This is a genomic window from Streptomyces sp. NPDC059534 (assembly GCF_042743475.1).
Classification (GTDB): Bacteria; Actinomycetota; Actinomycetes; order Streptomycetales; family Streptomycetaceae; genus Streptomyces.
The window spans coordinates 1-13,033 of sequence record NZ_JBHWAQ010000059.1 but is presented as its reverse complement, the minus strand read 5'-3'; the positions used below and the strand labels follow the sequence as shown (position 1 = coordinate 13,033).

Below are 13,033 nucleotides of genomic sequence, written 5' to 3'. Positions count from 1 at the left end.
GGGTTTGCCGACCTGAAGGCTCCTCCAGAGCGGAGGAAACCGCGAGCCACCGAGTAAGCCCGGGAGCAGAGTCAGATGTCCATCATGCCGCCGTTGATGTACCAGTCGCAGTCCGCGAGGGCGTACAGCCAGGCGGTCTCCCGGTCATTCGGGTCGACGGCCGCGATGCTGTCGGCATCCTCCGTAAGTACCTCCCGCAGTCCCTCAGGGCCAGTGCGCGCGTGGGTGCGCATGTCCTTCCTGCGTCGGGCCGACAGATGGTGGGACGCTTCGAACTTGTACATGGGCGCGAGCTTGTTGCTCGTGAAGTGGTGGGCTAGTCGCTTGGCCTTGACCTCTGGCCAGTTGGCTGGAGGGCGGACAGAGAACTCAGCGACAGCGCCTCCATCGGCAGGGCATATGTCCGCGAACAGCCACCGGTCAGATCCGAGATCATCGAAGTAGGGGTGGAACGGCTCCTTGGCCGGGTCGGTGGAGAAGGAGTTGCTCTTGCCCTGGTTGCAGGGTCCGCAGGCAGGCACCAGGTTCAGGGGCGTCAGTGCCAGGAGCGGGAAGACGGTCTTCGGGGCGTGATGGTCGATCGTTTCTGGCTTGGCGACGCCACACATGGTGCAGCCGTATATCGCTGCGGCCTTGAGCGCGTCGTAGATCTTGCGCCCACCTCCTCCGACGAGCGCTCTGTCGTAGGTGGCCGTGAGGCGGTCCTTCTCCTCGTCGTTGCACTGGCCGCCGAATTCGGAGACCAGCAGAGAGAACAGGTCACCTTCCTCTCCGGCCGTCCTGTACCGCCTCTGCTGTCCTACGAGCTCTGGAAGCCTGCCTTGCATGTCTTCATCCCACCCCTGCTTCTTCAACCAGGGTGTGCAGGCTTTCAGTACGTCCTCGACGGTGATGGTCGGTTTCTGCGGCCACCGCATCAACGTTCCTCCCGCCGTGAGTACGTCATTGCGCGCAGAAGAGACCGAGCTTCTGATCCCAAGCCCGTGAACCGCCTGGTGATCTCCTCGTAAGTTCCGCCGTTCGCAACCTCCGCAGCGATCGCCGCGTGAAAGCCGGTCGAAGAGACTTCCAGGCCGAAGACGTCGTAGGTCAGCTCACCGACGCTCTCCCCGTAGGTCTCAACGTCAGGACGGCGGGCGGTGAGCTCGTCTCCATGGCGAGTCATGTTCCACACACAGGACGCCGGCACCTCTTGCAGGACGACGGGGGAGTGGGTGGCGACGACTGCCATGCCGTTGCGGTCGGACAGCAACCAGGAAAGGGCGTTCGTCAGTGCGGCGAGGAGAGGCGGGTGCAGGTGTGTTTCGGGTTCGTCGATCAGTACCAGAGTGCGCTCGCTGACCACCTGGATCAGTCGGGTCACCATCAGGAGAACCACCGCATGCCCAGAGCTCAGGTTGTCGAAGACCTCGCCCATCGACTCTTCGAGCTTCCTCTGGCTGCCCTCCCTGATCATGGCATCGATCACGTCCATGTCGTCGTCGAGGAAGCCGCTCGCGGCGTAGTTGAGGGTTTCTACGGCTGAGAGCCAGCGGCGCCCTCGTGCCCCGATCCGTGCGGTGGCGAAGCTCTTGACGAACTCCTCCCGGAGCTCCGCGTCCGACTTGAGACGGGGCTCCGTTGGGTGTCGCAGGCTGATGTAGTGGAAGGGCACCATGGCTTCGGGGGGCTCGGTGTAGGGCCGGTCGAAGGGGCTGAAGGAGATGACGACGCAGCTGGTGAAGCTGTTGTCCTCGCCTCCGGATGCGGCCTCGACGGCGATCTCGCCGGCTGTCGCCTTCGCGGCGATGGCGTGGAGCAGACGCGACTTTCCGACACCGTTGCGGCCGATCAGCGCGTGCAGGTTCGTCGGGGGCAGGAGCCCCGGTGTCGTCTCAAATGTGAACTTGTGGGCCGGGAGCAGTCCTTTCTGCTCGGGTGTGTACGACCAGCAGAAGGGGACAATACGGGCACGGAGGCCCTGGGCGACGCGACAAGTGCGGTCCAGATCCCAACGCGTACGGTCGCGAAATAGGGATGCGCGGAAGACTGGCTGGTTGGGCACCGCCTGGTCGGGCTCCCAGGCGTAGGCGATGTCATTCAACGACTTGAGGATGTCGAGAGCCATGTCGCGTGGGAGGTCAGCCCTCAGTGTCTCGTAGTAGTCGTCCTCCATCCCGAGGCTGAAGTAGCCGATGTCCAGAGTCTCGAAACGCAGAGGCAGCCGATCTGATGTGCGACGCCATCCGTCCATCGACATCTCGACGTTGACGATCCTCACGTCTCCGACGTCAACCCTGCCTCCGTCCTGCAATCGGACGAAGAGTTGGAAGGAGGTCACAAACCCGTAGTCGTTCCAACTGTCCTTGGCCAAGTAGGCGCCGTGCGCCATCGGTACTGCCGCCCTGTACTCCAGCACGGTGAAATCCAACCCGGCCCCCTTATGTCATGTCACCAGCCAACCGGCCGATGTACGGGCGCAAGCATGGCAGGGATGGCACCCTGCTCGCCTGCGCCCACCCGGGCAATCCGGCCGTGGAAGTGGAGGCATGGGCCGGTGCGTGACCCGCTGAGGACGAGTCGGTGCATCGTCTCTCTTCCGTTCCCTTCGCGGTGGATCCCCAGGCGGAGATCCGCCGTGAAGGCGCTTCCGCAGGCAGAGCTGACACTGCCGAAGTCAGGGCAGGAGTCGCCGAGCCTTGCGCGACGACGGATTGCTGGTCCGTGGTGCCGGCAGGTGGGGGAGGAGCTCCCACAGGGGAGAGGAGCCTGCAGCCCACTCGTTGAGGAGCCCACGGTCAACCAGGTGCAGTCGTTGGCTTCGAGCGAACTTCACAGCGGGAGCGCTGAACTGGCCGTTTGTGACCAAGACGATGACATCGCCTCTGTGAACGGGGCGGCCGGTCCCGTTGAGGACGTGGAGGTCCGGAGTTCCGACCGCGGCGCCAGCCGCAACCTTTGCGGCGGTGTTTACATTGGATTACCCAGCGTCGGCCCACGGGATCGGTCCCCTTGACGTCGGCCCCGTTGTCCCCGGCGCCACCCACCCGTACGGCATCGTGAGCGCCGTCGCGGCGCAACAGATTGCGTACGGCTTCCTCGAACTCGGTGTGGTGCAGGCTGTCCAAGAGACGGCTGTCCCAGCCTTCCGGCTGGCGTTGCCGTGCGACCCAGGTAGAGGCCCTGCGCCGCACGGCGTTTACGAGGAGCAGGATCAGCGCTCCGGACGCGCTGCAGAGGTTCCTCACCGACGACCCCGAATTCCGGAACTGTGGAAGGGCCCGCTGGGAAGCGGGCGCTCCCACTGTCGAGGGTTACCTCGGAACCGGGCTGGATGTCTCACCCTCGTCGTGACGGGCGTGCTGGCGCTGCCCGCGGCCATCGACACCGTGCGGCGCTGGTGCACCGCACCCGGGAATCAGGATGCCTCGGTCGAGCTGAGCGCTGGTGGAGTGATCGTGATTGTCAGCGGCACAACGGCACCCCACGATGTTGCCGCACTGGCCGCAACGCTGGCGGCGGTTCTGGAACCGACCGCCCCGCCCTCTCGCCCGAGCCTGTTGGTGACGGCACTGAGCTCTGAGCTGGCGGGAGCGGAACCACCGCGAGCGGCCGCCTCGCTCGTCGACGGGGAATCGGAGCGGCAGGACACCCGGGAGCGGGGTCGACCGTCCCAAGTGTTCAGCCACGCCGCTGTGACTGAGCGCTTCAGTTGGCCCCATCGGCCATGTAGAGCGCTCAGGACTCGAGGTTCTGCTCAGGGAAGCGTCGAGCGGCGCATCCCTATCCGGAAGGTGGACCTTTGCGGAGACTGCGGTCTGGGAGCGGCCTACATGGGCTGACCTGCGACGGTTCGGCGTCCTGACGTTGACTGGCCCCCTATTTGGTCTTGCTCCGCACCCGCTGGCGCCAGCCTGGCGGCCGTCCAGACCGGCGGACGGGGCGACGTCACGCAGGGACGCCGAGCGGCGGGTGCTCGAGCACGTGGGGCTTGTACTCGACCAGCTGGATGCGGCCGTCGAAGGTGCGGTGCTCGATCATCTCGAGGGCAACGTCCGGATAGCCGTCGTAGATGCGTTCTTCGCCCGTGTTCCCGGTGATCACCGGGAACATTACGACCCGGAAGCGGTCGACGAGTCCAGCTCGTAGCAGGGACCGGCACAGGCTGAGGCTGCCGATTGTGCTGAGGAGCCCCGAGCCACTCGACTTCATGGCGCGGACCGCCTCGACGGCGTCGTCGCGGACGAGCGTGGAGTTGGCCCACGTCAGCGGCTCCTCGAGTGAGGAGGAGAACACCACCTTGGACGCTTGCGTGAGCTCGTCGACGGACGCCTCTTCTTCGGGCCTGAACTCGTCTTGACCATTGGAGACCTGGCCTGCAGCGAAGCCCGACATAAGGCGGTAGGTGTTCGCTCCCATCAGGTAGGTGGCCTCGGGCTGCTCGCCAAGCCATGCGAGGTACTCAGGGCCCTCGAGGCCCCAGAACCCGGGCCATCCCTCTCCCGATGCGTGGCCGTCGAGGGAGGTGATGAAGTCGACGAGAAGCTCCGACATGGCGGTGTCCTTTCCTGGGGTGTCACGAGCTTGGACTGGCCGGGAGCCACAACTCATCGACCGCGCTGTGGAGTAACGAGAAACCCATGACGCTGCAGCCGAACAGATCGGCGGGGCGCCGCCCGCGGACGTCCCGGGCCAACCGTCACGCTCAGCCGGGCCAAGTGCAACACTCAGTCACACCACGTCGCGTCAGGACACCCGATTGCCGCAACCGGTGGCCCACCCGGGAGCTCAAAACGCCGTGAGAGGCCGCACGCGGGCCTCTCAGGCGACCGCAGGTCGATCCATACCAGGCGTGCTGAGTTCGTCGACTGAAGGGCCTACCCTGGGTGTCGCTTTTCGGTGCTGATTGATGAATTATCGGATTTGCGAACGGGGGGCATCTTGCTGGTGGACTCCCCAGTTGGGGAGTCCACCAGCAAGATCACATGAGCTCCTTAGTTGGAGAGTTGTCGGGACCGCCGGCGAGGTCCGGCCGTCGGTCCGACGCAGTGATGTCCAGGGCCGACAGCTCCACTTCCTGCACCGCCAGATTCCCGGCCTTGACCCGCTGCTGGCTGATCCGCGCCCCGAGCCGTATGGCTTAGCCATCGACCTGCTCGATGTGGCTGCGTGGCACGTTGAGGTGGCCCTCGCGGGCGCGGCAGTCTGCGCACGGGCTGATGCCACCCCCCAGTGGTGGTCGCCGACCAGAAGCACCCCGATTACCCAAGGTGCGGTCCGGCGGGCTTGACGTCGAGGTTGAGACGTTCCTCTCCGTGCCAGCGCTCGGCGCCAGTGAGCAGGTCGTAGCCGCGTGCAGATTCGTAGGTCTCGTCGGCGGTTTCCAGCTCGCCTGCCACGATATGCATGGTGACGGCGGTCGCCTCGAACCGGTCCTTGGTCCCCAGTCTCTCTGGAGGTACCTGGCAGCAGCGGTGGAAGGCCAGCCGCGCCGAGGCGATCCCCGGCACGGACTGGACCGCACTGTTTACCCTCGCCGCTGAACTGCCCGCCGCCATCCTCGCCCCGGCTACTCGGCGTCCACATTCCAAGTCGCCGTCCAATGGCAGAAGGCATCAGCCGGCGACTGGGCCGCTTACGCCGCCGATGTCAGCCGCCGTGTCCTGGAGAACCAATGAAGCTACCCATCACTATCAATCAAGCACGGCTCGGATCCACGGAGTTCAAGGTCATCCGACCAGCCCGGCCCCTGGTCCACGCAGTGCTCATCGACCACGATCGGCACCTGGACACCTACCTCGATCACGACGCCGCCCAGCGAATCGGTGGGCTATGGAAGCTCGCCGCCTCTTCACCGCGCTCGCTGGTCCACCTGCCGATGCGGGGGAACCGTGGCCCCTCCCACGAGCTGCCAGAAGACTGCACACGGCAGCTTGATCTCGTGCTGCTGCACCACTCGCTCCAGTTCGCACCCTCACGCTGGAAGGAAATACGACGACGGCTCGGCCCAGGGCGTCCGCGGACCGTGACGCTGTCTGGCGCAGGACACACCGACGAAGCTGTGACTGACCACGAGGCACGGCACTACCAGGAGAACCGGGATCTGTTTCACCAGCATCTCCACGCCGAGACCCTGTTCATGACCGGCAGCGCGAAGGTGTTCAAGGACACCGCACGGCACTTCTTCGACGTCGCCCGAAACGGCCCCGGATACGTCCCCGTCCACCCGAGCTACCCGCGCTTCTGCACCGAACTCCACTCCAACGACGGCATTCTCGGTGACGCGCGCGAGATCCACATCGAGTACTGCGACCAGTGGGACGCATGACCCCGACCGACAGGACCCCACCGACCATGACGTTCAACGATCACCTCCAGCATCTCGTCGAGAGGGCCCTCGCATCCATCCCGGCCGCCGACGCCAGCGACATCTACGCTGTCTCCTTCCTCATCGGCAACGAGGACGACGACCCTCGTCAGCCAACCCTGACGATCGGCTACAACACTGAAACTCAGGCCCAACGCAGCATCCAGGACACCTCTGACCAGGCAGAAGCCCGCTGGAACTACGCTTTCTGGATCCAGAACGAGCTGACTGTGGTCGGCGACCTGGCCTGGTGTCGGCGTACGGCCTTAGCTGGCTCTGGCAAGAATTTCGTAGCCGAAGATCATCTCGGTGACATGGTCAGCCGGTCCGCGTAGCGGGCAGCCTGTGGTTGTGCTCTGTTGAACTGGTCAGCTTGCTACCGCAGTTGGCTGACGTGCTGGTCGTTTCGGTTGATGTCTCTGATGCCGCTGTGGCTATTCACGCCCGTACAAGGTCCGGTGTTCCCGCAGGATGTACGGGATGCGGCCAGCTCAGTGAGTGGTGTCACAGCCGCTACATACGCCGCCTCGCCGACGTCACTCTCGCCGGCCGGCCTGTGCGTATCGACTTGTCCGTACGCCGCCTGTACTGCGAGAACGCAACGTGCCCGAAGGTGACCTTCGCCGAACAGACAGCGGGGCTGACCACGCGCTACCAGCGGCGGACACCGCAGTTGCAGCGCCTGGTGGAGGACGTCGGCGTGGTGCTGGCCGGCCGGGGCGGTGCCCGGATACTACGGATCTTGAACATCAGGCTCTCGCGGTGCACCGTCCTGTCCCAGCTGATGCGGGTGCCGCTTCCGCCGCTGGAGACACCCCGGGTGCTGGGGGTGGACGACTTCGCGCTCTACGGCGACACCTACGGCACCCTCCTGGTCGACGCCACCACCCGCCTCCCGCTCACGCTCTGGGAAGGACGCGACGCCGAACAACTCAGCCGATGGCTCCGCGAGTACCCCGGTGTCGAGGTCGCCTGCCGCGACGGATCCCTCACCTACCGGCAGGGCATCACGGGCGGCGCGCCCGATGCGGTGCAGGTCAGCGACCGCTTCCATCTCTGGCAGGGCCTCTCCCGTCGTGTCCAGGACATCGCCTCCGCCCACCGCGGCTGTCTGCCCGCAGCCCTGCCCCCGGCCGGCGAAAGCGATCCCGCACCGGGCGAGGCGACCGCCAGCCACAACGCGGAGGACAGTCGGGCCGCACGACACGCTCGCAGACTGTTCGAGGCCGTTCAGGCCCTGACCAGCACCGGCCGAAGCCGCAGCTCGGTGGCCCGCGAGCTCGGCCTGGACCGCCGCACCGTCGGCAAGTACGCCCGGGCCCGGACCTGGCAGGAGGTGATGCGCCGCCCGCCCCGCAAGCCTTCCGCCCTGGATCCCTACCTTGACTACCTGCAGCAACGCTGGGACGAGGGACAGCACAGCGCGAAGATCCTGCACGAGGAACTCCAGACGAAGGGCTACCTCGGGCACTACCAGCGCGTGAAGATGGCCGTCGCACCCCTCAGACAGGGCCTGCCCCTGGACGAACCACGCGAACGCCCGCCGTCACCGCGTGAAACGGCCCGCTGGATCACCACACATCCGCACCGCCGCAACCTCCATATCAGCGAGCGGCTGCCCCGGCTCCTCGACCACTGCCCGGAACTGAGGCGGACTCATGACCTGGTCCGCCGGTTCGCCGCCATGCTCGACAACCGCGACGCGACACCCCTTCCGGGCTGGCTGAACGACCTCACGCACAGCGGCCTGGCCCCGCTCGTCGGCCTCGCCGGAGCCCTTCACGAGGATCGGCATGCCGTCGCCTAGGGAATCACCACCCCCTACAACTCCGGCGTCAACGAAGGCCGGATCACCGACGTCAAACTGCAGAAACGCCTGATGGCCGGACGCGCCGGCGTCCCGCTCCTCCGCCACCGCGTCGTTCTGATCGCCCACCTCCGCCGCCGCTACGCGGACCGGCTGACCATGTCACCGAGATGATCTTCGGCTACGAAATTCTTGCCAGAGCCAGCTAAGGCCGTACGCCGACAGCAGGCACCTCCGACCGACGAGCAGAGCACCCTCGTCCTCGCGCTGACCAGTCAGATCACCCACCTGAAGAGGCGGCACCGAGAAGAAGTACAGGCCCTGCGAGACGCGCTCGAACAAGCTCACGGTGAGAACCTCGACCTCCGCCGTGAACTTGACCGTCGCGGTCGCGACACGACCCGACCCCAGGAGCAGGGGCCCTGCTGACAGATCAGTCCGCGCGTTCCAGCCCGAGGGCGCTACCCACCGGGATCGACCGCCACATCGCGCTGACCTGCGGAAGTGATTCGATGAACGTGGCGATCTGGGCCAGCGCTGCGGACCGTTCAGGACCGATGGGATCGAAGTCAAAGCCCATGCTGTTGGTCCAGGCCATATCGCCCAGGTCAGCCCGGGCTGGAGCGTCGGCGAAGAACAGCTCGAGCTCTACGTGCCAGTGCTGCGGCTGCCAGAACTCGTCATCCTGGTCACCCTCGTCGCTGACCGCGAACTGCCTGGTGAAGACCAGTGCGGGGCGGTCATCGTTCCAGCTCCACCGACCCCACTGCACGATGAACCCGTCGCCGTCATCCTCTGCAGGCTCAATCCCATCGATCTCCTCCTGGACGAACTCCTGGAACGCAGACCAGGCCCGCGCAACGTCGTCGACCGCATCCGGGTCGAGTCCATGACGTCGAAGGATCAGCGCGAACATCTGAGGAGTGTTCCTCCAGTGCGTGGCCATGCCGGATGCTAACCGATCACCGCCGGCGCCAGGACGGGACCAAGCAGCAGACCACCAGAGGGCCGCGACTACGCGCCGCGCTCGGGCTCGTTACGTCCATCGCAACAACATCCCGAACTGGGAAGTAGCCATCAAAGAATCTTCGAACGCCGGATAACGGTCGGCATCGGCAAGACCCACATCGCCGTCGGCCTCGCCGTCGCGGCCTGCCGGGCCGGCTTCACCATCTACTTCACCAGCCTCGACGACACGGTCCGCCAGCTCAAAGAAGCCGACTCCATCGGACGCCTGCCCGGCAAGATGGGCCTCTACCAGCGACCCGACGTTCTGGTGGTCGATGAGGTCGGCTACCTCCCGCTCCACCGCGACGAGGCCAACCTCGTCTTCCAGCTGATCTCGAAGAGATACGAGAAGGGCTCCATCATCCTGACGCCTGCCCCTGACCACGGCCCCCCGGGCCGCTGCGGGAACGCTGCTTCTGGGCATGAGGCGGAGCCGTTCTCCGACCCCTGGGCGAGCTGGGTGAGGACCTGTCGGCGTACGGCCTTAGCTCCCCAGTTGCGTACGGATGAACGTCCCCAGTTGATGGTGCGGGTTCTTGGCCGGACTGCGGCAAGATCACAAGATCGTCTCTGGTGTAGGCGGTCTGACCTGGCCCTGGCAGGATGCGTGAATGCAGATCCGGAGAATGGTGGGCTGCGTTGGCCTGCTGGTTGCGCTCGTGGGATGCGGTGGTTCCGGTGACGGTGCTGCTGCCCCGAGTGAAGTAGAACGTGTGGAGGCGACGGCTTCGATGGACCCGAACTCGATCACTGTCCTGGTGACCTTCGTCGGCGGGCCGGCCGACGGTCGGACCGAGCATCTTCCTCTGCCCGAGGCGACGGGCAAGGTCACTATTGATGGTGTGACGTATCGGGGCAACCCGGGCCCACCGCCCGAGGTGAAGGACACCCCGGAGGGCCTGGCCCAGGTGATGCGGCCCGTCTGAGGAAGGGCGGGCTGTCGCGCACGACGGCTGGATCTTCCTAGGCGACGTCGTTCTCTCGCTCGATGGCCTTGAGGCGGTTCTTCAGCCGGTAGCTGGGGCCGTTGATGGAGATCACTTCGCAGTGGTGGAGGAGCCGGTCGAGGATGGCGGTGGCGAGGACCTCGTCGCCGAAGACCTGGCCCCATTCGCTGAAGGTCTTGTTCGAGGTCAGGATGATCGAGCCCTTTTCGTAGCGCTTGGAGATGACCTGGAAGACCAGGTTCGCCTCGGCTCGTTCGAGGGGCTGATAGCCGACCTCGTCGACCACGAGGACGCCGGGCCGCAGGTAGGTGCCGAGCTTGTTCGTCAGCCGCCCGGCGGCCTTGAGGTTGCGGACCATGTCGTCGAGGCTGGTGAAGTAGATCGAGTAGCCGGCCCGGCAGGCCGTGACCGCCAGAGCGACGGCGATGTGCGTCTTGCCGACCCCGGGCGGCCCGAGCAGAGCGGCATTCGCCTTGCCCTCGACGAACGAGAGGGTGGCGAGGTCCTTGACCTTGCGCGGGTCGAGGTCGGGCTGGAAGGAGAAGTCGTACTCGTCGAGCGTCTTGTGGTGCGGCAGCTTCGAGAGTCGCAGGCCCTGGCGGAAGCGGCGGTCGTCGCGGACGGCCAGTTCCTCGGACAGCACCAGGTCGAGGAAGTCGAGGTAGCCCATCATCCCCTCGTCGGCCCGCCGGGTGTATTCCCTGATGGTTTCCGCCAGGTGAGGCAGGCCGAGCTTGCCGGCCGTGTTGCGGATGCGGGTGGAGACCAGCTCGCTCAAGACGTTTCCCTCGTGCTCGGACGGGCGGTGAAGGGGCGGGTTCCGGTCAGCTCGTCATAGACCGACAGCGGACGACGACCGACCTCGATCCGCGTGGCCGCGGCCCGGTTCAGCAGAGCCTGCAAAGGCCCTGTCTCCTCGCCCCGAGGACGCTCACGACGGGTTGCGGCAGGGCGTCGCCGGTGGTGGTCCGGCGGCCCTTGCCCGTGGGCAGACCGTCCCAGTGGGCCTCTTCGACGACTCGGACTCCGCGGCCGATCGCCCGGGGATGGGTGGCCAGCAGCGTCTCGCCACTGGAGCCGGCGACGGTGGAATGCAGCATGACCTGCGACTTCGTGGCCCGGATCTCCACCAGCTGACACGGTCGGACCTTGCGGGCGGGCACCGAGTAGAGGTTGCCGCCGAAGGCGACCAGGCAGTCCTTGCCGACCGGCCGCAGGTGCCGCTCGGCCACCAGATACGGAGTCGGTGGCAGCGGTTTGAGAGCCACGTGATCACGGGCCGCACGCTCTCCGATGATCTGCTGGTGAGTCCTGTGGGCCTGGGCCCGTCGCTGCGGGACCCAGGTGGTGAAGGCGGCGTCCATCTCCTCGACGGAGGAGAAGGATCGGCCGGACAGTACGTGGTCGCGGACGATGAGGACTTGCCGTTCGACGCGTCCCTTGCCGGTGGGCCGGTAGGCGGCCAGGACGTCGATGTCGAAGTCGTAGTGGCCGGCGAACCCGACCGCTTCCGGGTGTAGCGGGACCGCTTCACCTGGGGCGACGTGGCGGCGGACGACGGTCTTGGTCCGGTCGTAGACGATCGTCATCGGCACCCCGCCGAAGTGAGCGAACGCGCGGCGGTGGCAGTCGAAGAACGTCTGGAGGTCCTGGCTGGTGGTGAAGCAACAGAACGGGTCACGCGAGTACGACAGTGTCATGTGGAAGGAGTAGACCTTCGGAATGCCCATGTGGGCGAGGATCTTGCCCTCGTCGCCCCAGTCGACCTGAGCCTGGGCGCCCGGGATGACCTCGAAGCGGCGGTGCATGCCGGCGAGTTCCTTCGGCGTGATGCCGAGTTCCTCGGCGATGCGAGGCCGGGCTTCCTGGACGTAAAGCTTCACGCGCTGGTAGTTGCCGGTGAACCCGTACTCCGCGGCCAGCCGCTCGTGGATCACCGCGGCCTTCATGAGGATCTCGGCTCGCAGCATCGAGTCGACCAATGGCGCGAACTCGTCGATCACCCTTGCCTTCGACCGCCCGTTCGGCGACCGGCGGGGCGGGGTCGCCGACCCCGGCGCCGACAGATACTTACGGACCGTCTTCCGGTCCAGTCCGGTCTCCCGGGCCACCTCCGACAGGCTGATCGCCCCGGATTCCAACAGACTCCGGAAACGCCGCAGTTCCAACCACCGTTGCGGATCCAGGACCACCGTCGACCACCCTTCCGCCGCCTCTCACCGACCAAGCAGCAGAGTGCCGAGCAGCAGGTCTCAACGCATCAACAACTGTCCCTTTTCATCCGTACGCGGGTGGGGACGTTCACGTGTACGCCGACAGGACCGGCCCCAGCTCGGAGTGAGGGCCCACTTCACCGTGCTGCACGCGGATGCGCCGCATCGTTCCGACCACGTTCCTCTTGCTTCCGGCCTCCCCGGCCTGGCTGGGGTGTGGTGCGATCAGTAGCGCAGGACGGGTGGGGTGCGGGGGGATGGGGTGGGCGGGTGCTGGAGGGTGCGGTGCAGGTGGGGGTGGAGGCCGGTGAGGTGGAGGCTGACATGGGCGTCATGGGCCTGATGGGTGAGCCGGCGCAATGCGCGTAGACCCGTCTGGTCGCAGAAGGTGAGGCCGGTCAGGTTCAGGTTGAGGTGGCGGGGGTGGCTGTTGAGGGCGGTGGTGGCAGCCTGGTGTAGGAGGGGGACGGTGGCGAGGTCGAGTTCTCCGGTCAGGAGCAGCTCGACGGTGTCGCGATACCAGACGGTGTGGGTCTGGAGCAGGTCTTCTGCCCGCATGGCCGCCTCCGCTTCCCGATAGACCGGGGCCGGATCCCTTTCCCCTACCTTCCCCGGGACTAAGGCGGGTGTGTTCAGGATGGCAGGTGTGGGGGTTATGCGGCGTCGAGGGTGGCCCAGTGGTCGATGAGACCGTCGGTGTCGCAGCCGGTGA

At 66.1% G+C, this 13,033-nt stretch carries 11 protein-coding genes and 3 pseudogenes; 5 read left to right on the top strand and 9 right to left on the bottom strand.

The genetic code is table 11. From position 1 onward, the window contains the following. Positions 1 to 71: 71 nt before the first annotated feature. The 5 genes and pseudogenes from ACFVZH_RS37020 to ACFVZH_RS37000 all read right to left on the bottom strand — a co-directional run bounded on the left by ACFVZH_RS37020 (position 72) and on the right by ACFVZH_RS37000 (position 5,489). Positions 72 to 917 (bottom strand): hypothetical protein, encoded by an 846-nt coding sequence (locus tag ACFVZH_RS37020; protein WP_384904531.1) that lies wholly within the window; start codon positions 915 to 917, stop codon positions 72 to 74. After that, positions 917 to 2,398 carry an AAA family ATPase gene (locus ACFVZH_RS37015; protein ID WP_384904529.1) on the bottom strand — a complete coding sequence of 494 codons (1,482 nt, stop codon included), beginning with the start codon at positions 2,396 to 2,398 and terminating at the stop codon, positions 917 to 919. The genes ACFVZH_RS37020 and ACFVZH_RS37015 overlap by 1 nt, the downstream gene beginning before the upstream one ends. Positions 2,399 to 2,656: 258 nt before the next feature. Continuing rightward, positions 2,657 to 3,227, bottom strand: a pseudogene (locus tag ACFVZH_RS37010) (restriction endonuclease). A gap of 700 nt (positions 3,228 to 3,927) precedes the next feature. After that, positions 3,928 to 4,533, bottom strand: coding sequence for a dihydrofolate reductase family protein (locus ACFVZH_RS37005; protein ID WP_384904528.1), 606 nt, complete (start codon positions 4,531 to 4,533; stop codon positions 3,928 to 3,930). Positions 4,534 to 5,240: 707 nt separating this feature from the next. Continuing rightward, a complete protein-coding gene (locus ACFVZH_RS37000; protein WP_384904526.1) occupies positions 5,241 to 5,489 on the bottom strand; it encodes a hypothetical protein in 249 nt (82 codons plus the stop codon). Between the two features lie 164 nt (positions 5,490 to 5,653). On the opposite strand from ACFVZH_RS37000, the gene ACFVZH_RS36995 reads away from it, so the two are divergent. Genes ACFVZH_RS36995 through ACFVZH_RS36985 form a run of 3 tightly spaced genes read left to right on the top strand, consistent with a single transcriptional unit; the run spans position 5,654 to position 8,153 of the window. After that, entirely contained in the window at positions 5,654 to 6,307 is a 654-nt protein-coding gene (locus tag ACFVZH_RS36995) for a hypothetical protein (RefSeq protein ID WP_384904524.1), read from the top strand. A 26-nt stretch (positions 6,308 to 6,333) separates the two neighbouring features. After that, positions 6,334 to 6,681: a hypothetical protein gene (locus ACFVZH_RS36990; RefSeq protein ID WP_384904522.1), complete on the top strand. Its 348-nt coding sequence runs from the start codon at positions 6,334 to 6,336 to the stop codon at positions 6,679 to 6,681. Positions 6,682 to 6,740: 59 nt separating this feature from the next. Further along, on the top strand, positions 6,741 to 8,153 hold the full coding sequence (locus ACFVZH_RS36985; protein ID WP_384904554.1) for an ISL3 family transposase: 1,413 nt from the start codon (positions 6,741 to 6,743) through the stop codon (positions 8,151 to 8,153). A 433-nt stretch (positions 8,154 to 8,586) separates the two neighbouring features. On the opposite strand, the gene ACFVZH_RS36980 is transcribed toward ACFVZH_RS36985, so the two are convergent. Further along, positions 8,587 to 9,069, bottom strand: coding sequence for a hypothetical protein (locus tag ACFVZH_RS36980; protein WP_384904520.1), 483 nt, complete (start codon positions 9,067 to 9,069; stop codon positions 8,587 to 8,589). 192 nt (positions 9,070 to 9,261) lie between these two features. Between ACFVZH_RS36980 and ACFVZH_RS36975 the strand changes: the two are divergent. Together ACFVZH_RS36975 and ACFVZH_RS36970 are read left to right on the top strand one after the other, a co-directional pair. Next, a pseudogene (locus ACFVZH_RS36975) lies at positions 9,262 to 9,531 on the top strand (ATP-binding protein); the annotation flags it as partial. 241 nt (positions 9,532 to 9,772) lie between these two features. Further along, a complete protein-coding gene (locus tag ACFVZH_RS36970) occupies positions 9,773 to 10,087 on the top strand; it encodes a hypothetical protein (protein WP_384904519.1) in 315 nt (104 codons plus the stop codon). A gap of 37 nt (positions 10,088 to 10,124) precedes the next feature. On the opposite strand, the gene istB is transcribed toward ACFVZH_RS36970, so the two are convergent. The 3 genes and pseudogenes from istB to ACFVZH_RS36955 form a co-directional block, all read right to left on the bottom strand. Then, positions 10,125 to 10,886: an IS21-like element helper ATPase IstB gene (istB, locus tag ACFVZH_RS36965; protein ID WP_384904517.1), complete on the bottom strand. Its 762-nt coding sequence runs from the start codon at positions 10,884 to 10,886 to the stop codon at positions 10,125 to 10,127. After that, a pseudogene (istA, locus tag ACFVZH_RS36960) lies at positions 10,883 to 12,300 on the bottom strand (IS21 family transposase). Before istA ends, istB begins: the two are co-directional and overlap by 4 nt. Positions 12,301 to 12,546: 246 nt before the next feature. Further along, positions 12,547 to 12,879, bottom strand: a complete 333-nt coding sequence (locus ACFVZH_RS36955; protein ID WP_384904516.1) for an STAS domain-containing protein — start codon at positions 12,877 to 12,879, stop codon at positions 12,547 to 12,549. Between the last annotated feature and the right edge of the window lie 154 nt (positions 12,880 to 13,033).